21 protein-coding genes are annotated in these 22,208 nt (G+C 61.5%); 14 read left to right on the forward strand and 7 right to left on the reverse strand.

Annotated elements, in window-relative coordinates; all coding sequences use genetic code 11:
• Positions 1–54: 54 nt before the first annotated feature.
• The 4 genes from bioD to bioB are packed head-to-tail and all read right to left on the reverse strand — an operon-like array spanning position 55 to position 3,882.
• Complete coding sequence (bioD, locus tag ACTG1P_RS05895; RefSeq protein ID WP_440000738.1) at positions 55–732, reverse strand: dethiobiotin synthase; 678 nt, start codon at positions 730–732, stop codon at positions 55–57.
• 60 nt (positions 733–792) lie between these two features.
• Positions 793–1,608 carry a malonyl-ACP O-methyltransferase BioC gene (gene bioC, locus ACTG1P_RS05900; protein ID WP_440000739.1) on the reverse strand — a complete coding sequence of 272 codons (816 nt, stop codon included), beginning with the start codon at positions 1,606–1,608 and terminating at the stop codon, positions 793–795.
• Complete coding sequence (bioF, locus tag ACTG1P_RS05905) at positions 1,601–2,797, reverse strand: 8-amino-7-oxononanoate synthase (RefSeq protein ID WP_440000740.1); 1,197 nt, start codon at positions 2,795–2,797, stop codon at positions 1,601–1,603. Before bioF ends, bioC begins: the two co-directional genes overlap by 8 nt.
• Positions 2,794–3,882: a biotin synthase BioB gene (gene bioB / locus ACTG1P_RS05910; protein WP_005350480.1), complete on the reverse strand. Its 1,089-nt coding sequence runs from the start codon at positions 3,880–3,882 to the stop codon at positions 2,794–2,796. The genes bioF and bioB overlap by 4 nt, the downstream gene beginning before the upstream one ends.
• A 197-nt stretch (positions 3,883–4,079) precedes the next feature.
• Between bioB and bioA the strand changes: the two genes are divergently transcribed.
• Both bioA and ACTG1P_RS05920 read left to right on the forward strand, forming a co-directional pair.
• On the forward strand, positions 4,080–5,354 hold the full coding sequence (gene bioA / locus ACTG1P_RS05915; RefSeq protein ID WP_440000741.1) for an adenosylmethionine--8-amino-7-oxononanoate transaminase: 1,275 nt from the start codon (positions 4,080–4,082) through the stop codon (positions 5,352–5,354).
• Positions 5,355–5,531: 177 nt separating this feature from the next.
• Positions 5,532–6,344 carry a HAMP domain-containing protein gene (locus tag ACTG1P_RS05920; RefSeq protein ID WP_005337912.1) on the forward strand — a complete coding sequence of 271 codons (813 nt, stop codon included), beginning with the start codon at positions 5,532–5,534 and terminating at the stop codon, positions 6,342–6,344.
• Positions 6,345–6,353: 9 nt separating this feature from the next.
• Here the strand turns inward: ACTG1P_RS05920 and ACTG1P_RS05925 are convergent, their stop codons facing one another.
• A complete protein-coding gene (locus ACTG1P_RS05925) occupies positions 6,354–6,698 on the reverse strand; it encodes a hypothetical protein (RefSeq protein WP_005359354.1) in 345 nt (114 codons plus the stop codon).
• A gap of 200 nt (positions 6,699–6,898) precedes the next feature.
• On the opposite strand from ACTG1P_RS05925, the gene asnS reads away from it, so the two are divergent.
• The 4 genes from asnS (at position 6,899) to ACTG1P_RS05945 (ending at position 11,712) form a co-directional block, all read left to right on the forward strand.
• Positions 6,899–8,299, forward strand: coding sequence for an asparagine--tRNA ligase (gene asnS / locus ACTG1P_RS05930; protein WP_005337914.1), 1,401 nt, complete (start codon positions 6,899–6,901; stop codon positions 8,297–8,299).
• Between the two features lie 110 nt (positions 8,300–8,409).
• Entirely contained in the window at positions 8,410–9,165 is a 756-nt protein-coding gene (locus ACTG1P_RS05935; RefSeq protein WP_252656439.1) for a substrate-binding periplasmic protein, read from the forward strand.
• Between the two features lie 374 nt (positions 9,166–9,539).
• Positions 9,540–10,883, forward strand: coding sequence for an anaerobic C4-dicarboxylate transporter (locus ACTG1P_RS05940; RefSeq protein ID WP_005337916.1), 1,344 nt, complete (start codon positions 9,540–9,542; stop codon positions 10,881–10,883).
• Positions 10,884–11,055: 172 nt separating this feature from the next.
• On the forward strand, positions 11,056–11,712 hold the full coding sequence (locus ACTG1P_RS05945) for a hypothetical protein (protein ID WP_440000742.1): 657 nt from the start codon (positions 11,056–11,058) through the stop codon (positions 11,710–11,712).
• Between the two features lie 138 nt (positions 11,713–11,850).
• Here ACTG1P_RS05945 and ACTG1P_RS05950 read toward each other — a convergent pair whose 3' ends face one another.
• Both ACTG1P_RS05950 and dcuC read right to left on the reverse strand, forming a co-directional pair.
• Positions 11,851–12,990, reverse strand: coding sequence for a M20 family metallopeptidase (locus tag ACTG1P_RS05950; RefSeq protein WP_440000743.1), 1,140 nt, complete (start codon positions 12,988–12,990; stop codon positions 11,851–11,853).
• Positions 12,991–13,124: 134 nt separating this feature from the next.
• Entirely contained in the window at positions 13,125–14,501 is a 1,377-nt protein-coding gene (gene dcuC / locus ACTG1P_RS05955) for a C4-dicarboxylate transporter DcuC (RefSeq protein WP_440000744.1), read from the reverse strand.
• A gap of 285 nt (positions 14,502–14,786) precedes the next feature.
• On the opposite strand from dcuC, the gene ACTG1P_RS05960 reads away from it, so the two are divergent.
• The 8 genes from ACTG1P_RS05960 to ACTG1P_RS05995 all read left to right on the forward strand — a co-directional run bounded on the left by ACTG1P_RS05960 (position 14,787) and on the right by ACTG1P_RS05995 (position 22,137).
• Positions 14,787–15,101, forward strand: a complete 315-nt coding sequence (locus ACTG1P_RS05960; protein ID WP_005337929.1) for a hypothetical protein — start codon at positions 14,787–14,789, stop codon at positions 15,099–15,101.
• Positions 15,102–15,417: 316 nt separating this feature from the next.
• On the forward strand, positions 15,418–15,768 hold the full coding sequence (locus ACTG1P_RS05965) for an ArsC family reductase (RefSeq protein WP_115520874.1): 351 nt from the start codon (positions 15,418–15,420) through the stop codon (positions 15,766–15,768).
• A 19-nt stretch (positions 15,769–15,787) separates the two neighbouring features.
• Positions 15,788–16,915, forward strand: a complete 1,128-nt coding sequence (gene dapE, locus ACTG1P_RS05970) for a succinyl-diaminopimelate desuccinylase (protein ID WP_440000745.1) — start codon at positions 15,788–15,790, stop codon at positions 16,913–16,915.
• Complete coding sequence (locus ACTG1P_RS05975) at positions 16,912–17,601, forward strand: M15 family metallopeptidase (RefSeq protein ID WP_440000746.1); 690 nt, start codon at positions 16,912–16,914, stop codon at positions 17,599–17,601. Before dapE ends, ACTG1P_RS05975 begins: the two co-directional genes overlap by 4 nt.
• Positions 17,598–17,744 carry a hypothetical protein gene (locus ACTG1P_RS05980; RefSeq protein ID WP_005337933.1) on the forward strand — a complete coding sequence of 49 codons (147 nt, stop codon included), beginning with the start codon at positions 17,598–17,600 and terminating at the stop codon, positions 17,742–17,744. The genes ACTG1P_RS05975 and ACTG1P_RS05980 overlap by 4 nt, the downstream gene beginning before the upstream one ends.
• 279 nt (positions 17,745–18,023) lie before the next feature.
• Entirely contained in the window at positions 18,024–19,751 is a 1,728-nt protein-coding gene (locus ACTG1P_RS05985) for a potassium/proton antiporter (protein WP_107684155.1), read from the forward strand.
• 43 nt (positions 19,752–19,794) lie between these two features.
• Entirely contained in the window at positions 19,795–20,898 is a 1,104-nt protein-coding gene (locus ACTG1P_RS05990; RefSeq protein ID WP_440000747.1) for a beta-N-acetylglucosaminidase domain-containing protein, read from the forward strand.
• A 30-nt stretch (positions 20,899–20,928) separates the two neighbouring features.
• Positions 20,929–22,137, forward strand: coding sequence for a cation:proton antiporter (locus ACTG1P_RS05995; protein ID WP_440000748.1), 1,209 nt, complete (start codon positions 20,929–20,931; stop codon positions 22,135–22,137).
• The last annotated feature ends 71 nt before the right edge of the window (positions 22,138–22,208 follow it).

Here is a 22,208-nt window from a genome sequence, read left to right on the forward strand (position 1 = left end):
CATGTTAATGTCGACATTCTAGGGAGATTCGATGAATGTTCGCTGAATATGCCGTCAAAGTAGCGGCGAGATATCGAGACGCCCCTGCAAATCGGCTTCAAGCGGATTGTTTATAAACGGAATTTCGCCGAGGAAGGGGGCTGGCAGCAAGCCCCTCAGGGTGTCCAGATTTTCCTGATAATGGCTCATGGAACCATGGAGCCGATTAATTACCCACCCCGCCACCGGCAGCTGATCATTGCGAATGGCGGCAAAGGTGAGCAGCGCATGGTTGAGGCAACCCAGCTTGGCCCCCACCACCATGATCACCGCCATGTTCTCCTGCTTGACCCAGTCCGACAGCAGATGCTTGCGATCGAGCGGCAGATACCAGCCCCCTGCCCCTTCCACTACCGCCAGTTCGGCCCCTGTCTGTTCAATCTTGCGCAGCCCCTCGCTCAACCCCTGCATGGTGATAGACTGACGTGCCTCGCTAGCTGCAATGTGGGGCGCAATCGGCGGCTCATAGGCGAACGGATTGACCACCTCATAGGGCAGCGGCAGGCTCGCCGCCTCCTGCAACAGAACGGCATCCAGGTTGCGCAGCCCATCCGGAGTGCGGGCACATCCGGCCGAGACCGGCTTGTAACCCGCGCACTTGATCCCCTGTGCGCTGAATTCGCGCAGCAGGGTGCGCGCCACCAGCGTCTTGCCCACATCGGTATCGGTGCCGGTGATAAAGAATGATTTCATACGGTTCTCTCCTTGGCAGGAAGTGGCACACTGCCCTGCACACACTGCGATTCCCGGCGCTCAGCGAGGCTTGCTGAGGCGGCCGAGGCACACTCGATAACTGGCGACCAGCCTGCCATCGGGCTGGCGAAACGCCTCATACGCCTGCGCCAGCTGCTGCAATCTGGCGCGACCGCTCAGACCGGCCGGGGCGACGCGCCCCTGATTGTCGTTGACCTGATTGGCCCCAATCCCCTTGAGATCGCGCAACAACTGCGGCAATTCAAGATAGGCGAGATCCCAGGTGATACAACGCAGCTCGGGAGCAGATACCCCGGCGCTAGCCAGCGCCAGCTCCAATTGTGGCAGGCTGAGGAAGCGATTGACATGGGCGCGACCATCAAGCTGCTGCCAGGCGGCTCGCAACTGCCAGAGCGACTCATCGAGCAGGGTCGAGAAAAAGATCTGGCCGCCCGGTTTGACCACCCGCAGCAACTCGCTAAAAGCCTGGGCCGGACGCTCGCACCACTGCAGCGCCAGACTGGAGAAAACCCAGTCGAACGCGCTGTCGGCGAAAGGAAGCTGCTCCGCATCGCCGCAGAGCAGGCGGGCGCCGCTGCCACGCAAGGCGGCCTGCGCCAGCATGCCGGGGGCGAGATCCAGCCCCACCAGCTGGTGACAACGATTCGCCAGTTGGGGCAAGAAAAAGCCGGTGCCGCAGCCCAGATCCAGCCCGCTCACCGTCAGTTCAGTGGCAACCAGCCTGTCTGGCATCCATTCCAGCAGCGCCTGACCCACCTCCTGTTGAAAGCGGGCATGGGCATCGTAATGACGAGCGGCGGCGCCGAAACGGCGAGCAAGCTGCGCCTTGTCGACCGTTTGAAAAAGCTCAGCCATAGTGAGCCTCCCCAAGCGTTGTAACTGCAGGACAGACCCCCAAGGCATCGAGCAGGCGATCCACATCCTGCTCGCGGTGAGCCGCACTCAGGGTGATGCGCAGCCGGGCCGTACCGACCGGCACAGTGGGCGGGCGGATGGCGCTCACCCAGACGCCGCGCTCCCGCAACCGCTCAGCCAGTTGCAAAGCAGCAACGCTCTCCCCCACCAGCAGCGGCTGGATCGGGGTCTCGCTTGCACCAAGCTGCCAACCCAGCCCCTCTGCCCCTTGTCGGAAGCGGGCAATGAGCTTACCAAGATGGGCGCGGGCCCCATCGGCGGCACGCACCAGTTCGATACTCTTGCTCACCGCGCAAGCCTGCGCAGCGGGCATATGGGTGCTGTAGACATAGTGGCGGGCGAAGTTGACCAGATACTCCACCAGTTCGCGACTGCCGCCGACAAAGGCACCGGCAACCCCGAGCGCCTTGCCAAAAGTGCCCATCTGGATGTGTACGCTGGTAGGAGGAACCCCCTGCGCCGCCAGGGTGCCGCGCCCCTCTGGCCCCAGCACACCGAGACCGTGGGCATCGTCGATCATCAACCAGTTGCCGCTCTGGGCTGACAGGACTGCAAGCTCGCGCCAGGGGCCCTGATCCCCATCCATGCTGAACACCCCTTCCGACACAATCAATCCGCGGCTTGGCTCAAGCAACCGTTCAAGGGCCGCCATATCGTTGTGGGCAAAGCGCTTCATCTTGCAGGGGAGCTGGCTGCCCATCTCCTGCAGGGAGGCGTGGTTGAGTTTGTCCTGCCACAGCAGATGCTCCTTGCCGAGCAGCGCTTTGAGCACCGCCTGATTGGCAGAAAAGCCGCAGTTGAACAGCAGCACCGCCTCCACCCCGAGCCACTCGGCCAGAGTCTCCTCAAGCTCTTGGTGGGCACGGCTGTAACCGGTCACCAGTGGCGAGGCGCCGGAGCCCGTGCCATAACGCTCAATCCCCGCGTTGAAGGCGGTCTTGATAGCGGGATGATCTGCCAGCCCCAGATAGTCGTTGGCGGAAAAATTGAGGTATTCGCGCCCTGCAACCCTGAGCCGCCCGCCACTCGCCCCGTCGGTCGTGATGCGGTTGCGCAGCAGACCCGCCTGCTCGCGCTCGGCCAGCGCCGTGCTCAACCCAAAGGGGCCCGTTACTGCAGGGCCGTTCATGACCGCGCAGCCCCTGCACGGGGGCGGGTGGCGTCATAAAACATCTCGGCAGGCTCGCTCTGGCGACTCACCTCGGCCAGCAGCTCCTCTTCTTGAACCTGATCCGGCTTCTGGGCGCGCTGGGCGGGACGAATACCGAGTCGCTTGAACAGCTGCATATCGCTGTTCTCGTCCGGGTTGGGGGTGGTCAGCAACTTGCAGCCATAGAAAATGGAGTTGGCCCCGGCCATAAAGCACATCGCCTGCATCTGCTCGTTCATCTTCTCCCGCCCTGCGGAGAGGCGCACATGGGAGGCGGGCATCATGATCCGCGCCACGGCGATGGTGCGGATAAATTCGAACGGATCGAGGTTCTCCTGATCCTCCAGCGGCGTTCCCTTCACCTTGACCAGCATATTGATTGGCACGCTCTCCGGGTGACGGGGCAGGTTGGCGAGCGCCATCAAGAGGCCCGCCCGATCCTTGGCCTGCTCACCCATGCCGACGATACCGCCGGAGCAGACCTTCATGCCGGCGCCGCGCACGTGCTCAAGAGTATCGAGCCGATCCTGATAGGTGCGGGTGGAGATGATCTCGCCGTAAAACTCCGGCGAGGTGTCGAGGTTGTGGTTGTAGTAATCGAGCCCAGCAGCGCCAAGACGCGCCGCCTGATCGGCGGTGAGCATGCCCAAGGTCATGCAGGTCTCCATCCCCAGCCCGCGCACCTCCTCGATCATCCGGATGATGTAGGGCATGTCCTTCTCTTTGGGGTTGCGCCAGGCGGCCCCCATACAGAAACGGGACGAGCCGTTGGCCTTGGCTTCGCGGGCCCGCTCCAGCACTTTTTCCACCTCCATCAGCCGCTCGGCCTCGAGCCCGGTGTGATAACGGGCACTCTGGGGGCAGTACTTGCAATCTTCCGGGCAGGCGCCGGTCTTGATGGAGAGCAGGGTACTCACCTGCACTTCGTTCGGGTCAAAGTGGGCGCGGTGGACAGTCTGGGCCTGAAACAGCAGATCGTTGAATGGCAAGGCAAACAGAGCCTGAACCTCGGCGAGGGTCCAGTCATGACGAAGGGCGTGACCGCCCGCGGTGAGAGCATTCATACATGGCTTCCGGTTGTTATTAGTGGGATCCTGCGCCCGCCATCTTGGGATGGACAGCCAGCCACAAAACCCGCCGCCGGGCCCGCGCGTTCAGGGTGATGCGCAGAGCCAAGTGGCTGAAATTGTTGGCTAGTGTAGAGAGCACGCGTAGACTGTCAACACCGACCAGATCAAGCCAATTGACAACAGAATAAAAAATGACCAACCAAGAATTCGACCTGCATCATGTGTGGCACCCCTACACCTCTCTCACTCACCCCCTGCCCTGCTATGAAGTGGCCAGCGCCAAAGGAGTGACCATCACCCTCAGCGACGGCCGTGAACTGGTGGATGGCATGAGCTCCTGGTGGGCTTGCGTGCACGGGTATCAGGTGCCGGAACTGGACGCCGCCGCCACCGCCCAGCTCGGCAAGATGTCCCACGTGATGTTTGGCGGCCTCACCCACGCCCCGGCGGTCGAGCTCTGCCGCAAACTGGTGGAGATCACTCCGAAGGGGCTTGATCGGGTATTTCTGGCCGATTCCGGCTCGGTGGCAGTGGAAGTGGCACTCAAGATGGCCCAGCAGTACTGGCACGCCAAAGGGATGCCCAGAGCCAAATTTGTCGCCCTGCGCAGCGGCTATCACGGCGACACCTTCGGCGCCATGAGCGTCTGTGACCCGGATAGCGGCATGCATGAGCTCTACAAGGGATTCCTGCCGGAGCACCATTTTGTCAACGCGCCGAGCTGTCGCTTCCACGCCGAGTGGGACGAGCAGTGCGTGGTGGAGCTGGCGACGCTCATGGCCGATCATCACGAGGAGATCGCCGCCATCGTGCTCGAACCCATAGTGCAAGGGGCTGGCGGCATGCGCTTCTATCACCCCCGCTATCTGCAGTGGGTACGCGCCCTGTGCGACGAGTTCGGCGTGCTGCTGATTGCCGACGAGATTGCCACCGGCTTTGGCCGCACCGGCCAGCTGTTTGCCTGCGACTGGGCGGGGATCAGCCCCGACATCATGTGTCTGGGCAAGGCGCTTACCGGCGGCTACCTCACCCTCTCGGCGACCCTGACCACCGAGCATGTCGCCCGCACCATCTGTGACGGCAAGGCGGGGGTCTTTATGCACGGCCCCACCTTTATGGGCAATCCCCTCGCCTGCGCGGTGGCCAACGCCTCCATCGAGTTGCTGCTGGCCTCACCTTGGCAGGAGCGGGTGCGCACCATCGAGCATCAGCTGCGAACAGAACTGGTAGAGCTGACCCTGCACCCGGCGGTCGCGGATGTGCGAGTGCTCGGCGCCATCGGGGTGGTGGAGATGAAAGAGCGGGTGGATGTGGCGCGCATCCAGCGCAAATTTGTCGAACTGGGCGCCTGGATCCGCCCCTTTGGCAAGCTGGTCTACCTGATGCCCCCCTTCGTCATCACCCCTGAAGAGCTGCGGGTATTGACCGGCGCCATCCGTCAGGCCATCGCGGAGGGCGAGTGTTAATGCAAACTGCGGGCGGCCATCACCGCCGCCCATTTAACTACCCGCATTAGATCTTATAGAGAGGGCAACTTTATCCACTTCAGTGCAGTTTCACTTGCCGTAATGTGAGCAAAACACCAGACCTGAGGCCCCAAGAGGGGTAAACTGTTGCGGTTTTACCATCAAGAAAGACTGCTCATGCGCCTCTCCATTGCTGCCAAAATCAACTTTTTCCTGCTCTTCATCTTCTCCATGGTACTGGTCTTCTCCGCAGCCTATCAGGCAGTGCGCGAGCGCGATCTCATCCTGACCCTCATCAAGGAGCAGAGCCGCGAGCAGACCGAAGCCTATTTCGACGGCCTCAACATGCTGATGCTGACCGGCAAGATGGATGCCCGCGATACCCTGCGCGGCAAGTTTCTCGACCACGCCCATGTGGAGGATGCCCGCATCGTACGTGGCGACGCGGTGAGCAAACAGTTCGGGCCGGGACGGGAGACAGAACAGGTAAAAGATGAGTTTGATGAGCTGGCTCTGGCGGGCAAAGGGAGCCTGGAGGTGGTGCACAACGGCATGCACAGCCGTCTGGTAGTGACACGACCGCTGCTGGCCAAGAAGGATTTTCGCGGCACCGACTGCACCAGCTGTCATCTGGTGCCGGAGAACACCGTGCTTGGTGCGGTGCGCTTTGACTACTCCCTCGATTCGCTGTTTACCCGGGTCGAGCAGAACATTCTCACCTCGGCGCTGATCCTCACCGGCATCTTCGGGATGGGACTGCTGCTGACCCTCTGGGTCATCCGCACCTGGATCGTGCGCCCTCTCAACCAGTTGACCCGCTCCATGGAAGAGGCCACCGACTTGCACGACTTCGGCCACCGGCTGGAGGGAGATGACGGCGACGAGATTGGCCGGGTGGCGGTGGCCTACAACCAGATGCTCGACAGCGTGGAGCGACAGCTCGGCAAGCGCACCAAGGCCAGCAAGCAGGAACCGGATCAGCCCCGCTAAGACGAACGCTTAACCGACGTAGTAGAAGAGCAAGCTGGCGATCAGTACCAATAGCAGGATGGCCAGATTGACATGCCGGGAGTCATCCTGACGGCGGCTGCGCTTGCGCTCCAGCAGCAACACCGCCAGCGTCAGGGCGCAGCAGCTCCAGAGCCCGTAGACCAGCCATGGGGTAAGGGCCGGGTCCCAATAATCGCGCACCTCGATCCCGCCATAGACCAGAAAACCGTAGGCAATTTCGGGACGGGCATAGTGGTAAAGGGAGAGCAGCACGATAAAGCCGCCCCAGCAGAGCATCACCAGCCCCTGTAACACCCGTGTCAGCCAATCTGGCCCATGCCGCCGATCTTTCACCCACCTCTCCTGCGCCCGTGACACTCTTGTTGAGTGAACCATGCCGAAAACCCCACCAGAGTCCGACATTTTTGCTTGTTTATCAAACCCGCGCGGGTAAGATTGACGGCTTAGTCTGCCATGGTGGGCCATCTGTGCCCGGGCCAGACTCCCTAGTGTTGCAAATAGCGCTGCAAGAACAAGCTGGAGACAATATTTCGATGACGCACGCATCCGTAGTAGATGTGCTGGCCGGTAAGTATCCGGTCGGCACCACCCAAACTGTCAAAGGGTGGATCCGGACTCGCCGTGATTCCAAGGCGGGGATCTCATTTTTGGCCATTTCCGATGGCTCCTGTTTCCATCCGGTACAGGCAGTTGTCCCCAATACCCTGGCCAATTACGAGAATGAAGTGCTGCGTCTGACCACTGCCTGCTCCGTGGAAGTGACCGGCGTGGTTGCCGCCTCTCAGGGCAGCGGCCAGGCTTTCGAACTGCAGGCGACCGAGGTGAAGGTAGTCGGCTGGGTCGAAGATCCGGACACCTACCCGATGGCCGCCAAGCGCCACAGCATCGAATACCTGCGTGAACAGGCCCACCTGCGCCCGCGCACCAACATCGTTGGCGCCGTGACCCGCGTTCGTCACTGCCTGGCGCAAGCCATCCACCGCTTCTTCCACGAAGAGGGTTTCCTCTGGGTTGCGACCCCGCTCATCACCGCCTCTGACACCGAAGGTGCCGGCGAGATGTTCCGCGTCTCCACTCTGGACATGGAAAACCTGCCGCGCACCGACGCCGGCAAGGTGGACTACAACGAAGATTTCTTCGGCAAAGAGGCTTTCCTGACCGTATCCGGCCAGCTGAACGCCGAAACCTATGCCTGCGCCCTCTCCAAGGTCTACACCTTCGGCCCGACCTTCCGCGCTGAAAACTCCAACACCAGCCGCCACCTGGCCGAGTTCTGGATGGTTGAGCCGGAAGTGGCCTTCAACGATCTGGAAGATAACGCCGCACTGGCCGAAGCCATGCTGAAGTATGTCTTCAACGCCGTACTGACCGAGCGTCGCGACGATCTGGAGTTCTTCGCCCAGCACGTGGACAAGGATGCCATCGGCCGTCTGGAGCGTTTCGTCTCCTCCGACTTCGCCCAGATCGACTACACCGACGCCATCGAAGTGCTGCAAAACTGCGGCAAGAAGTTCGAGTTCCCGGTCTCCTGGGGTATCGATCTCTCCTCCGAGCACGAGCGCTATCTGGCCGAGGAGCACTTCAAGTCTCCGGTGGTGGTGAAGAACTACCCGAAAGATATCAAAGCCTTCTACATGCGCCTCAACGACGACGGCAAGACCGTTGCCGCGATGGACGTACTGGCACCGGGCATCGGCGAGATCATCGGTGGTTCCCAGCGTGAAGAGCGTCTGGACGTGCTGGATGCACGTCTGGCCGAGATGGGCCTGAACAAGGAAGATTACTGGTGGTATCGCGACCTGCGTCGCTTCGGTACCGTGCCGCACTCCGGCTTCGGTCTGGGCTTCGAGCGTCTGGTTGTATACGTGACCGGCATGGGCAACGTCCGCGACGTGATCCCGTTCCCGCGTACTCCGCGTACCGCCGAGTTCTGATCAGCGGCATCTTGCCACTGCATTGCACAAGCCGACCTGTGGGTCGGCTTGTTTATTGTCACCGTTATGGGTGATACTCAGGATCAATCGGCACAAGGAACTCGTCGCCTATGGGATATCGCCTGCTGCTTTCGCTATTGCTGTCCTGCATGCCTGTTCAACTGTGGGCCGAGCCCGTTCGTCTGACCACCCTGGAGTGGCCCCCCTACACCAGCCAGAGCCTGCCCGATGGCGGCCTCACCGGTCATATCGTCAAACGTGCCTTTGCCGAGGCGGGACTGGAGGTGACGTTCGACTTCTACCCCTGGCAGCGGGCGGTACGGCTGGCGGCCGACCCGACCCAGCCTTATAGCGGCTATTTTCCAGATTACCTCTCCGACACCCTGCCGACCTTGTGGCGCAGCTCCCCCAGCGTAGGCGACAGCGTGCTGGGCATGGCGCAGCGCTCAGGCCCACCCATCCCCTGGCAGCAGCTCACGGATCTCGCCCCCTACCGGATCGGCGTGGTGGAGGGGTACGTCAACACCCGTGAATTCGATGCCCTGATGGCCAGCAAGCGCCTCAACACTGCCGCCGTCGATTCCGACCTGCTCAACCTGCGCAAATTGCAGCGCGACCGGCTCGATCTGGCGGTGATCGATCGGGATGTCTTTCACTGGCTCATCAACCATGATCGCAAGCTGAGCAGCGCCGGATTGCAATTTCACCCGAAGATCCTCGAACACAAGAGCCTGCACATCATGTTTCGCCCCGATCAGCAGGCGTTGCAGCAACGGGTGGCGCAGGCCATTGCCAGATTGGATATTGCCAGGCTGAGCGAGGATTATCAGCGCCGCTATCTGCAGCAAGCCCCTGCGGCCAAGTGAGCCAACCCGCCGAAGTCAGCCCTTGCTGGCAAAAATAGCCTGAGCGCTGGCTTTTTCACCCTCTTCTGCCGCAATCGAGCCCTTTTTATGCCCCTCCCCTGCCGCCCTGTTGCCGCTCTGTGCTGCCACCATGACCACCCGATGGCTTGGCCCCGAGTGATACCACTTGGTGACAAAAATGATGTTTTTGTTAGTACGTGGTTTTTAAGTGGTTTAATCAAAAATTCATCGAGTTATTGAAGTAACTCAATTTTTTCACTTTTTCAGGGGAGCAGAATAGCAACTAACCCTTTTGGGCTAAATAAAACAGACAATGACAATTCATGGTTCAGGCTACCCGCGGCAATATGGGTTGAATCACACGAGGTAACGGAATGATCTTGATGGAATTTTTAGTGGTACTCGGCTGCTTGCTGCTGGGTACCCGCTTTGGGGGCATGGGACTCGGTCTCATCAGTGGTATCGGTCTCTTCCTGCTGACCTTCGTCTTCGGCCTGGTGCCGGGCGAACCGCCTGTTCAGGTGATGCTGACCATTCTGGCGGTGATCGGCTGTGCCGCCACCCTGCAGACTGCCGGTGGCCTCAACCTGATGATGCAAGTGGCCGAGCGTCTGCTGCGCCGTCACCCGCAATACATCACTATCCTGGCGCCGCTCACCACCTGGACCCTCACCTTCCTGTGCGGTACCGGCCACGTGGTCTACACCATGTTCCCCATCATCGCTGACATCGCGCTGCAGAAGAACATCCGTCCCGAGCGCCCGATGGCGGTGGCCTCCGTTGCCTCCCAGATGGCCATCTGCGCCTCCCCGGTCTCCGTTGCCGTGGTCTCCATGGTCTCCATTCTGGCAGCCGGCCACGGTATCGGTCAGGCTTACGGCCTGCTCGACATCCTGATGATCGCCATCCCCTCCTCCCTGACCGGTGTCATCGTGGCTGCCCTGTGGAGCCTACGTCGCGGCAAGGATCTGGACAAAGACGAAGAGTTCCAGGCCAAGATCAAAGACCCGGAACAGCGCGCCTTCATCTACGGCGGTGGTGAAACCCTGCTTAACACCAAGTTCCCGAAAGAGGCCTACTGGTCTACCTGGATCTTCTTCGCCGCCATCGCTGCCGTGGTATTGCTCGGCGCCAACGAAGGTCTGCGTCCGGTGTTCACCATCAAGGACAAAACCGGCCCGCTCTCCATGAACCTGGTGATCCAGATGATGATGCTGATCGCCGGTGCCATCATCCTGATGCGCTGCAAGGTCAAGCCGGGCGAGATCGCCAACGGCGCCGTCTTCAAGGCGGGTATGGTCGCCATCTTCTCCGTATTCGGGGTGGCATGGATGAGTGAGACCTTCTTCCAGGCTCACATGCCCCTACTCAAAGAGACTCTGGCCCATGTGGTACAGGCCCAGCCCTGGACCTACGCCCTGGTGCTGTTCCTCATCTCCAAGCTGGTAAACAGCCAGGCCGCCGCCCTCACCGCCATCGCCCCCATGGGTCTGGCGCTGGGTGTCGAGCCGAAGCTGCTGATCGCCTTCCTGCCGGCGAGCTACGGCTACTTCGTGCTGCCAACCTACCCGAGCGATCTGGCCTGTATCGGTTTCGACCGCTCCGGCACCACCCGTATCGGCAAGTTCATCATCAACCACAGCTTCATCATTCCGGGGCTGATCGGGGTGGTGACCTCCTGCTCGCTGGGCTTTATCCTCACCAGCATCCTGCTCTAATCGCAGCGGCGTTTACCCGCTATTGCAATACAGGCCCCCGCTTCGGGGGCCTGCTTTTTCCCCGCTCCGTTACCTCAACCACTTCCCCGCCGCCATTTCCGGACACTATGCCTTTACCTCTGCCCCCGCCGCTGGGTAGCATGCCCCCTCGTTCACCACCGGAATCTCATCCATGTCTCGCGTCATCCTGCTCTGGAGCGGTGGCAAAGATGCCATGCTGGCCCTCTGTCATGCCCGTCAAGCGGGCCATCAGGTGGTGGCACTGGCCACCTTTGCGCCGCCAGAGCCCCGATTTCTCGCTCACCCCTTGCCGCTGGTGCGCCGTCAGGCAGAAGCCCTCGGGCTGCCCCATCTGCTGGTCACCATAGAAGCGCCGTTCGATCTCGGTTATGAGCGGGCACTGGCACGGCTCAAGGAGGAGTGGCAACTCGATGGCGTAGTCACCGGCGATATCGACAGCGTGGGCGGCGCACCAAACTGGATCCGCGAACGCTGCCAGCCGCTAGGTCTCACCGTCCATACCCCGCTCTGGCAGCAATCTCGTCAAGCCTTGCTGGCGGATATGCTGGCCCGCGGCATCGTCGCCCACCTCTCCTGCGTCGATACCCGGGTGCTGGCCCCCGAGTGGGTGGGACGCACCCTCGATGCCGCCACCCTCGCCGAGTTGCAGCAGCTTGCTGCAATACAGGGCTTCGATGCCTGCGGCGAGCAGGGGGAGTACCACACCATGGTGACCGACGGCCCGGACTTTGCCGCCCCGCTGCACCTCGATGGCTGGCAGGTGGCGCGGCAGGATCATCTGGTCTATCTGGCCGAGCCACAGGTGTAACGGCTTCAGGCCATCTGGCCCGCTCACTCAGCGCGCGAAAAATCGAGATAAAAAAACGGGAGGCAACAGCCTCCCGTTTGGATTCGAACGGACCAGTTTTGAGCGGGCCATGGCGACCCGAACAAGGGATAAACCGGCTTATTTCGCCAGCTTGCCCAGCACCCGCTGCAGCAGGCGGATGCGTGGTTCGATGCTCTCCAGCAGCAGGAACTCCGCCTCCGAGTGGAAACCGCCCCCCATGGGGCCGAAACCATCGAGGGACGGCACACCCGCGGCGGCGGTGAAGTTGGCATCCGAGCCGCCACCGGCCTCCAGCCAGTTGAAGGGGATCCCCTCCTCCTTGGCTGCCGCCTCCACCAGCGCCATCAGCGCCTCGGTGTCACCGCTCGGGCGCATCGCCGGCTTGAAGGTCTGGCGATCCACCTCGACCCGACAACCCGCGAGGAAGGGGTTGTTGGCCATAAAGGTGAGCCGATCGTGCACCGCGGCGGCTTCTTCGTTGCTCCAGAAGCGCAGATCGACGATCGCCTCGGCAAAGTCCGGCACCACGTTGACACCGGTGCCGCCCTGTACCACGCCAACGTTCATGGTGGTGCCCGTGGTCATGTTGACCTGCTCGTTGATGGCCAGCACCCAATGCGCGAGTTCTGTGATGGCAGAGACCCCTTCGGTCAGGGCCGAACCGGCGTGGGACGCCTTGCCGTGGAAGGTGATGCGGTACTTGGCATTGCCCTTGCGGGCGCTGATGAGATCCCCGTTGGGACGTGCCGCCTCGGCCACCAGCACGCAGCCGCTCTGTTTGGCCTTCTCCACCAGCCAATCCTTGGACCAGGGGGAGCCAATCTCTTCGTCGCAGTTGAAGCAGACCAGCACCTTGAGCTTGGCAAGCAATGCCGGATCCATCTCTTTGAGGGCATACCAGATAGAGAGCAGGCCGCTCTTCATGTCCGAGACGCCGGGGCCAAAGGCTTGATTGCCTTCGATTTTCAGCGGGCGCTTGGCCGCCGTCCCCTCGGGGAATACGGTATCCATGTGGCCGCACAGCATCACGTCGTAGTGATCGGCACCCGGCGCATTGGTGATCTCGAGGCAGGGGCCGCACTCGGCAGCGAACTGGTGGCGAGTCACCTGCCAGCCGATGGCCTCATATTTCTCGGTCATGATGTCGGCCACCTTCGCCACCCCGGCCGGGGTGCGAGTACCGCAATCGAGGTTGATGAGCGGGGCCAGATCGGCCAGATAGCTATCGAGGGAAAACGGGCTCTTTACAACTGTCATTATCTTCTCCATGCAACAATCAGCGTTGATGGCCGATCGTCTATTGCAACAATGCGACACAGTGAGAAAAAGGCGGGCAGCCATGCCACCCGCCCGACCGGTAAATTCCAAACACCACTACATAACCCACATCACTACATGAACAGCAGATAGTTGAGGGTCAGCGCCGTCAGCAGCGCCCCCGCCATCGGCACGCTGGTGCGCTTGACCACGGTAAAGGGCGACACCTTGGCAATCCCCGCACAGGCGATCAGCACCGCCGCAATCGGGGAGACGGTACGGCCGATACTGGAAGCGAGCTGCATCGGCAACAGCATGGTTACCGCAGGTACGCCAAACTTGGCCGCTACCGCCGGTGCCAGGGTCGAGAAGCTGAGGAACGCCGCGTTGCCGGAGCCCATGATGACCGCCGCCACCATGATCAGCGCCACCATCACCAGCGTCATCAGACCGCTGCCGATACCGGCATTGCTGGCAGAGTGCAGCAGGGTATCGATGGCGCCAATGGCCTTGAGGGATTCGGCAAACAGCTCGGCACAGACGATGAGCGCCACCACGGGGCCAAACACCTTGCCCATACCGTCGAGGAAGCTCGAGAGCCCCGCGAATGAGGTACGCACCGAGCGGCTACGCAGCAGCTCGCACAGCATGCCGATAAAGACCGACAGCAGCATGGCCACCTCCACGCTCATCTTGATGTCGCTCACCATCAGCTTGGAGAAGGTCATCATCAGCACGAAGGGGATGATCGGCAGCAGGGCATACCAGGTAGGCGCCTGCACGCTCTCGGTGCCCTGTTCGTCCAGCTCGGCGTGATCGCCGCGATGCAGCGCCGGATCCCAACCATCCTTACGATCGCAGTGACGCTGCCAGAAGAAGTGCAGCACCATGGTCACCAGCAGCATGGGGGCCACCAGCCAGATTTGGTAGTCGACGAAATAGCTGGTCGGATCCATGCCGGATTGACCGGCGGAGAAGATGGCGTTGGTCTGGGTCGGGCCAATCTCGAACGCCTGTGAGGTGGCGATGACGCCACAAGCGGAGGCCGGGCTGATGCCGAGGTTGCGCATCACCGGATACATGGTGACCATCAACAGCAGGCCAAGGCCGGTAGCGGAGGTAACGAACAGAGAAACGAATACCGCCACCAGATAGCAGATAGAGAGCATCAGGTAGCTGGACTGGATGCCCGCCACCGGTTTGACCGCCACCCGCACCAACGCTTGGGAGGCCCCGATATGAGACATGTAGGTGGCAAAACCCGCCACCGCCATGATGGTGAGGCCGAGGCCCGCCGCGCGGTAGGAGAAGATCCCCTTGAACACTTCGAACAGGTCGAACAGGGCGAAGCCGGTGCTCTTGTCAGCGGGCAGAATGGGGTGCAGCCCCAGCCAGTAGGCCACCGCAAAAATGGCCATGCCCGCCAGCGCCAGCACCGCCTGCGGGTTGTAATCCTTGATAATGCCGTAGACCACGGCGACCAGAACGAGCAAGACGAATAAAAGTTCCAATATTCACTCCTGATAAATTTATCGAAGAGCGAAATCTAGTGTTCTGACCACCGTTTGCCTTTGATCCCTATCAAGAAAGGTGCCGTCACCGTGATTCATTAGCATAATATGTCGACCATGTAACAATTTTTCGTTATTTCAACTACCGAAAAACCTTTATCACCCCTTATCCGGGAATTGTGTGACGCGACTCCCCTCTTTTTTGCGTTGGATCAACATCTGACGGCGCCGAACTGGCGAAGATGCGCTTCGACACATAGCGACCATTTCGCGCCGGAGAGAGTTATGACAAGCCAAGCCACCGCAGGTGCTTCGACCTGCGACTACAAGCTGTGGGACATCCTCGTCGAGTCTGCAAAGGAACGCACTACCATTCGTTACTCCAAACTGGCCAAGCAGGCCGGGCTGGAGCAGTGCCAGGATGAACTGCGCACCCTGCTGCAACGCATCCGCATGTACTGCACCGAAAACAACCTGCCGATCCTCTCCGCCATCGTGGTGGACGACGTGGGCAAATACACTGGCCTCTCTTCCAGCCTGCCTGATGCACCCTGGGAACGGGCCCGGGTCTTTGATCATGAATGGACCACCCTGCACTGATTGAGGTGCTTGATAATGCCGACCAAAACGCGCCCGCTGGCGCGTTTTGGCTATCTGGCGTTTGCCCTTTCTCTTTTTCTCCTGCAATAGCAGCTCTTCTCCCGCAATCACCGCCCCATCGTGCACGCCCACCGCACTGCTTCTGATCTTGATCTCAAAAGCACCATTCAGGTGTGACCAGTTCCGGTAAAACCCGCTAGCCGGACCATCAGCGTTGCCATGAGATCGCCACAATGCCAGAATCGGGCCCTTGCACTCTGTTGATTCGGATTTTCGGGCACGGCCACGGCCAGCGCCCACAAGAGAAGGACTCCCCATGGCCACCACCCTCTATGGCATCAAGAACTGCGACACCATCAAGAAAGCCCGCAAGTGGCTGGATGAGGCCGGTATCGACTACCGCTTTCACGACCACCGCGCCGACGGCCTGAACCCGGACGATCTGGACAGCTGGCTGGCAAAACTCGGCTGGGAAGCCCTGCTCAATAGTCGCGGCACCACCTTCCGCGCCCTGCCGGATGAGGCCAAACAGGGGCTCGATACCGCCAAGGCGCGCGCCCTGCTGCTGGAACATCCGGCCATGATCAAGCGCCCGCTGCTGGATCGTGACGGCGAACTGACTCTGGGTTTTAAGGCTGATCACTACCAATCCCTCTTTTCCCGTTAAGGACAACTAAGGACAACTGATGTCGGATGTCATCGCACTGGCCAAGGATCTGATCCGCCGCCCCTCCATTACCCCCCTCGATGAAGGGTGTCAGACCCTGATGGCGGAGCGCCTCGCCAAGCTCGGGTTTGTCATCGAGCCCATGGTATTTGAGGACACCACCAACCTCTGGGCCCGCCGCGGCAGCGAAGGGCCGCTGTTCTGCTTCGCCGGCCACACCGACGTGGTGCCCGCCGGGCCGCTGGACAAATGGCACACTCCGCCGTTCGAGCCGACCATCAAGGATGGCGTGCTCTATGGGCGCGGCGCCGCCGACATGAAGGGCTCGCTGGCTTCCATGGTGGTGGCGGTCGAGCGCTTCGTGGCCGAGCATCCGGATCACACCGGGTCCATCGCCTTTCTCATCACCTCCGATGAGGAGGGGCCCTTTATCAATGGCACCACCCGGGTGATCGACACCCTGGAGGCCCGTAACGAGAAGATCCGCTGGTGCATCGTCGGCGAGCCCTCCTCCACCGCCGTGGTCGGGGATGTGGTGAAAAATGGCCGCCGCGGCTCCATCACCGGCGATCTGCTGGTGCGCGGGGTGCAGGGCCATGTGGCCTATCCCCATCTGGCGGACAACCCCATTCACAAAGCCGCGCCAGCGCTGGCGGAACTCGCCGCCACCGTGTGGGATGAGGGCAACGCCTACTTCCCGCCCACCAGCTTCCAGATCGCCAACATCTCGGCCGGCACCGGCGCCTCCAACGTCATTCCGGGCGAGCTGCAGGTGCAGTTCAACTTCCGCTTCAGCACCGAACTGACCGACATGGATATCCGTGAGCGGGTCGAAGCGCTGCTGGATAAACATGGCCTCGATTATCAGCTGAGCTGGACCCTCTCCGGCCAGCCATTCCTCACCGACACCGGCGCGCTGCTTGATGCGGCTGTGGCGGCCATCGAGGCGGTGAACGGTCAGCGACCGGCCCTGCTCACCACCGGCGGCACCTCCGACGGGCGCTTTATCGCCCCCACCGGCGCCGAGGTGATTGAGCTTGGGCCCGTCAACGCCACCATTCACAAGGTGAACGAGTGCGTGAGGGCGGACGATCTGGATCTGCTGGCGGACATGTACCAAGGGGTGCTCGAGAGATTGCTGGCATGACGCAGGAACAACTGCTGGGGCTCGATGAGAGCCACCTTATTGTGGTGGGGCGCGGCCCCCATCGGCTGACCGCCGCAACCGCGGCGGCCTTCAACGACATGCAGGTGGCGGCCGCCTATGAGGGATTCAACCTGCAGGCGGCCTCCAGCTGGCGCAGCTTCGAGCGCCAGCTCGCCATCTGGAATGGCAAGTGGCGCGGCGAACGACCGCTGCTCGATACCAACAGTCAGCCCATCGATGCCTTGCAACTGGGCGAGACAGAGCGGCTGCACGCCATCCTGCGCTGGAGTGCCCTGCCGGGCACCAGCCGTCACCACTGGGGTACCGATCTCGATATCTACGACCCGGACTGTTTGCCTGCCGATACCAAACTGGCGTTGGAGCCGTGGGAGTATGAAGCCGGGGGCTGGTTTGCAGATCTCAGCGAGTGGCTCAGCGACCATATGAGCGACTTCGGCTTCTTCCTCCCTTATGCCAAGCCGGTCGGGGCACAGAGCGGGGTCGCCTACGAGCCCTGGCATATCAGCTTCTCGCAGGAGTCCGATGAGCAGCGGCTCGATCCCGCAGCACTGGCGCTTTGTCTGCAACAGGCGGATATTGAAGGCAAGTCGACCATATTGGCCAATCTTGATGAAATTTTGGCCCGTTATGTCACCACCTGTCCTGACGAAAGGAAAATCCCATGAATCTCTGGCTGTGGATAGGGTTGCCGCTGCTGTTTCTGCTCGGGCTGTTTCTCAATGCTATCAAAGACATGAAACGGCTGGAGAAGCAGTTGCCCAACTACAAGGACAAAATCCGCGAAGTGAAGGATGACGAGGACGACTGAATCCCGCCCCATCCCTTGGGGAGCGCCCTTGTGCTCCCCTCTCCCTCTGCTGTGCCGTTTCGCTTTTCCCCGCCTTATCCTCCCTGCGCATTCTGAAATCGACGCTCCTTTGACTCCGCTTTCGTTAACCCCGTCACTGTCAGAATATGGCGCGGCCATGCTGAAAAAAGGGATGAAAAATGTAAGAAAGTGCAAATTGATGCACAAATAAGCCACACAAGGGGGGCCTAACTGCATATAATGTGCCTACTTTGCACATTACCAGGAAGGAGTTCGCCCTTGGATGCCGCTACCATCAACAGTTTCTTTTTTGTCGCTGCCCTGTTGGTGGGAGCCAGCGTACTGTTGAGCGCCCTCTCTTCCCGCCTCGGTATTCCCATTCTGGTTATCTTCCTCGCCGTCGGCATGCTGGCCGGTGAGGATGGCCCCGGTGGTATCCACTTCGCTGACTACTCCATCGCCTATCTGGTGGGCAACCTGGCGCTTGCCATCATCCTGCTCGACGGCGGCATGCGCACCCGGGTCTCCTCGTTCCGGGTGGCACTCTGGCCTGCCTTGTCGCTGGCGACGGTCGGGGTGGCTATCACCACCGGCCTGACGGGGCTCGCCGCTGCCTGGTTGTTTGACCTCAACCTGATGCAGGGGATGCTGATCGGCGCCATTGTCGGCTCCACCGATGCGGCGGCAGTCTTCTCCCTGCTCGGTGGGCGCAGCCTCAACGAGCGGGTGAGCGCGACGCTGGAGATAGAGTCAGGCAGCAACGACCCCATGGCGGTGTTTCTCACCGTCACCCTGATCGAGGTGCTCGCCACCGCCCAGCAAGGGCTGGATGGGGGCTTCCTGCTGCTGCAACTGGTCAAGCAGTTTGGACTTGGTGCCGGGATTGGCCTTGGCGGCGGCTGGCTGCTGTGGCGCCTTATCAACACCGCCCGCTTGGCGCCGGGGCTCTATCCGCTGCTCACCGTCAGCGGCGGTCTGCTGATCTTCGCCCTCACCACGGCGGTCGGTGGCAGCGGCATTCTCGCCATCTATCTCACCGGTCTGTTGCTCGGCAACCTCGCCCTGCGCAGTCGCAGCACCACATTGTCGGTGCTGGACGGTCTGACCTGGCTCAGCCAAATCGGCATGTTTCTGGTGCTGGGGCTGCTCGCCTCCCCCCACAAGCTGCTGCCCATCGCCCTGCCCGCGCTGGCGCTGGCGATGTGGATGATCCTGTTTGCCCGCCCGGTGTCGGTCTGGATCGGGCTGCTGCCGTTCAAGAACTTCGCCCCCCGCGAGCGCTGGTTTATCTCCTGGGTCGGCCTGCGCGGCGCCGTGCCCATCATTCTGGCGGTCTTCCCCATGATGGCGGGGCTGCCCAACGCTCAGCTCTACTTCAACGTCGCCTTCTTCGTGGTGCTGGTCTCACTGATTTTGCAGGGCAGCTCGCTGCCGCTGGCATCAAAACTGGCGCGGGTGGAGGTACCGGCACCGCCGTCGCCCATCAACCGCTCCGGGCTCGAGATCGATCTCGACAGCCAGTGGGAGACCTTCGTCTACCAGCTGGGGGAGGAGAAGTGGTGCATCGGCTCGCCGCTGCGGGATCTGCAGATGCCCGCCGGCACCCGGATCTGCGCCCTGTTTCGTGGCCGCGAGCTGCTCCACCCCTCGGGCAGTACCTGTCTGCAGGCCGATGACATCCTCTGTGTGATCGGTCACGAACGTGACCTCCCCGCCCTCGGCCAGCTGTTCAGTCAGGCGCCGGAGCAGGATCTCGGCCCCCGCTTCTTCGGTGACTTCCTGCTGGAAGCAGCCGCGCGGCTGGTGGATCTCGCCCCTCTCTACGGGCTGGATGTGAGCGAAGTGGCGGATCAGACACTGGGTGATTTTATTGCCAGCCAGTTGGGCGATAATCTGGTGGTCGGTGACAACATCGAATGGCAGGGCCTGATCTGGACCGTGGCCGAAATGGACGAGAGCGTGCCGGGCAAGATCGGGGTGCGCTTTCAGGAAGAGGACCCGGTCTGACCGACCGTCCCGTATCAAGTCCCCAGCAAGAAGGGAGAGAGTTATGCCATATCAAAGTTTGCTATCCGGCCCCCTGCCCCCCGCTGCCAATCTGGGGGTGATTGAAGGCTTTTTTGGCAAGGGATGGAGCTGGCAGGCCCGCGCCCGCTACGCCCAGTGGCTGCCGCGCCACGGTTACGGTTTCTATATCTATGCACCGAAAGAGGATGGCTATCTGCGCAAGCACTGGGCCCTCCCCTGGCCCGAGCAGCAGCTGGCGGAGCTCGCCGAACTGGCGCGCCAGTGCCGCGCCAACGGGCTCGCCTTCGGGGTGGGCTTGAGCCCCATGGGGGCGCATCACGACTACGATCGTAAGCGCCCGGCGCTGCTTGAAAAAGTGCGCCTCATCGACGAGATGCTGCAGCCCGATATTCTGGCTGTGCTGTTTGACGACATGAAGGGGGATACCCCGGATCTGGCCCGTCACCAGCTCACCATCGCCCACGACATCGCGGCCCACAGCAAGGCGACCCGCCTCATCTTCTGCCCCAGCTACTACTCGACCGACCCGGTGCTGGAGAAGGTGTTCGGCGCCATGCCTCCCCGCTATCTGGAGGAGCTTGGCGAGCAGCTCGACCGCCGTTTCGAGATTTTCTGGACAGGCCCCAAGGTCTGCTCCAGCGAATATCCGGCCAGCCACCTCAAACAGGTGACCGAACTGCTCGGCCGCAAGCCCTTCCTGTGGGACAACTACCCGGTCAACGATGGCAGCAAGGCGAGCAGCTACCTCCACCTGCGCGCCTTCGAGAACCGCCCTGCCGAGCTGGCAGAGCTGGTCTCTGGCCACGCGGTCAATCCGATGAAACAGGCGGCGCTCTCCGCCCTGCCGCTCACCACTCTGCCGATGAGCTACAAGCTCGGCAAGCAGTACGACCCCGACAAGGCGCTGCATGCCGCCCTCAACGCCACCTGCGGCCCGCAGATCTCGGCGATGATCGAGGCCGACCTGCCGCTGTTTCAGGATCTGGGGCTGGCACAGCTCACCCCAGAGCAGATTGCCGCCCTCAAGGCGCGCTATCTGCCGTTTCGGGATCAAGCCTGCGTCGACGAAATCGTGCGCTCGCTGGATGGGGAGTATGTGTTCGACCCCGACTGCCTGACCGACTAAACCGCCCCTACGGGGCAGAAAGGAGGTTGTATGGATGCACACCTGCTTTACCAGAATCTGGCGGTGATCGCCGCCTTCTTGCTGATCTACAGCCTGATCGCGGGGCGCTTCGAGTCAAAACTGGTCAACGGCCCCCTGCTCTTTCTGCTGACCGGCTGGCTGCTGGGGCCGGGCGGGCTGGAGCAGCTCTCCCTCTCTATCGACAGCGCCGGCATCAAGCTGCTGGCCGAGCTGACGCTGGTTATCGTGCTGTTCAACGATGCCGCCAACACCAACTGGCAGGTATTGCTGGCCAACCGCCAGCTCCCCATCCGGCTTTTGCTGATTGGCCTGCCCCTCACCCTGCTCTGTGGCGCCCTGTTTGGCCACTGGATTTTCCCCGACTTGCCACTGCTGGAGATGGCGATCCTCTCCACCATTCTTGCCCCCACCGATGCAGCGCTCGGCAAGGCGGTGGTCAGCAACCCCGCGGTGCCAGCACCGGTGCGCGAAGGGCTCAATCAGGAGAGTGGCCTCAACGACGGCATCTGTGTGCCGGTGCTGCTTCTGCTGCTGGCTCTTATCGCCCCCACAGAGCAGCACGCAGGCACCGCCACTCTGGCCATCACCCTGATGCTGGAGGAGATCGGCATTGGCCTGCTAGTCGCCTTTGTGCTAACCAGCCTCACCATCCGGCTGCTGAAAATCTCCTATCTCAACGGCTGGCAACTGCCGCTCTGGCGCCAGCTCACCATGCCGGGGCTGGCCCTGCTCTGCTTTGCGCTGGCCCAGACTCTCGGGGGGAGCGGCTTTATCGCCGCCTTTGTCGGCGGTCTCTTTATCGGCCACCGCCTGGGCGAGCACAAGCACGCCTATATGGATAGCTGTGAAGGGTATGGTGACCTGCTCTCTGTGGTGATCTGGATGGTGTTTGGCGCGACCCTGATGCCCATCCTGCCGGAATTGCTGCACTGGCAATACTGGCTCTATGCCGTTGCCAGCCTCACCCTGCTGCGGATGACACCGGTCTGGCTGAGCCTCATCGGCACTGGCCTCAAGCCCGAGCTCAAGCTCTTTATCGGCTGGTTTGGGCCACGGGGCCTTGCCAGCATCGTCTTTGCGGTAATGGTGCAGCAAAACGAGCCAGCCCTGATTGGTCAGCGCCCCATCATCGCCACCGTACTCTGCACCATCATATTGAGCGTCATCCTGCACGGCCTCACCGCCAACCCCTGGGTCGAGCGTTTCAAGCCTCGCTGAGCCACCCTGCGCCCATTAAAAATGCCACCGACCGGTGGCATTTTTCTTTTGTGGCGAAAGTCACTGACAGC

It is taken from the genome of Aeromonas sp. 11P (genome assembly GCF_051920165.1).
GTDB classification, from domain to species: Bacteria; Pseudomonadota; Gammaproteobacteria; order Enterobacterales; family Aeromonadaceae; genus Aeromonas; species Aeromonas veronii.

Coding starts and splice junctions, on each gene's coding strand:
- ACTG1P_RS05935 (WP_252656439.1), top strand. CDS start 8,410: ATGGGATATCGCCTGCTGCTTTCGCTATTGCTGTCCTGCATGCCTGTT.
- bioB (WP_005350480.1), bottom strand. CDS start 3,882: ATGAATGCTCTCACCGCGGGCGGTCACGCCCTTCGTCATGACTGGACC.
- ACTG1P_RS05940 (WP_005337916.1), top strand. CDS start 9,540: ATGATCTTGATGGAATTTTTAGTGGTACTCGGCTGCTTGCTGCTGGGT.
- ACTG1P_RS05960 (WP_005337929.1), top strand. CDS start 14,787: ATGACAAGCCAAGCCACCGCAGGTGCTTCGACCTGCGACTACAAGCTG.
- bioD (WP_440000738.1), bottom strand. CDS start 732: ATGAAATCATTCTTTATCACCGGCACCGATACCGATGTGGGCAAGACG.
- ACTG1P_RS05980 (WP_005337933.1), top strand. CDS start 17,598: ATGAATCTCTGGCTGTGGATAGGGTTGCCGCTGCTGTTTCTGCTCGGG.
- ACTG1P_RS05945 (WP_440000742.1), top strand. CDS start 11,056: ATGTCTCGCGTCATCCTGCTCTGGAGCGGTGGCAAAGATGCCATGCTG.
- bioF (WP_440000740.1), bottom strand. CDS start 2,797: ATGAACGGCCCTGCAGTAACGGGCCCCTTTGGGTTGAGCACGGCGCTG.
- bioA (WP_440000741.1), top strand. CDS start 4,080: ATGACCAACCAAGAATTCGACCTGCATCATGTGTGGCACCCCTACACC.
- ACTG1P_RS05950 (WP_440000743.1), bottom strand. CDS start 12,990: ATGACAGTTGTAAAGAGCCCGTTTTCCCTCGATAGCTATCTGGCCGAT.
- ACTG1P_RS05975 (WP_440000746.1), top strand. CDS start 16,912: ATGACGCAGGAACAACTGCTGGGGCTCGATGAGAGCCACCTTATTGTG.
- bioC (WP_440000739.1), bottom strand. CDS start 1,608: ATGGCTGAGCTTTTTCAAACGGTCGACAAGGCGCAGCTTGCTCGCCGT.
- ACTG1P_RS05920 (WP_005337912.1), top strand. CDS start 5,532: ATGCGCCTCTCCATTGCTGCCAAAATCAACTTTTTCCTGCTCTTCATC.
- ACTG1P_RS05965 (WP_115520874.1), top strand. CDS start 15,418: ATGGCCACCACCCTCTATGGCATCAAGAACTGCGACACCATCAAGAAA.
- ACTG1P_RS05990 (WP_440000747.1), top strand. CDS start 19,795: ATGCCATATCAAAGTTTGCTATCCGGCCCCCTGCCCCCCGCTGCCAAT.
- asnS (WP_005337914.1), top strand. CDS start 6,899: ATGACGCACGCATCCGTAGTAGATGTGCTGGCCGGTAAGTATCCGGTC.
- ACTG1P_RS05995 (WP_440000748.1), top strand. CDS start 20,929: ATGGATGCACACCTGCTTTACCAGAATCTGGCGGTGATCGCCGCCTTC.
- dapE (WP_440000745.1), top strand. CDS start 15,788: ATGTCGGATGTCATCGCACTGGCCAAGGATCTGATCCGCCGCCCCTCC.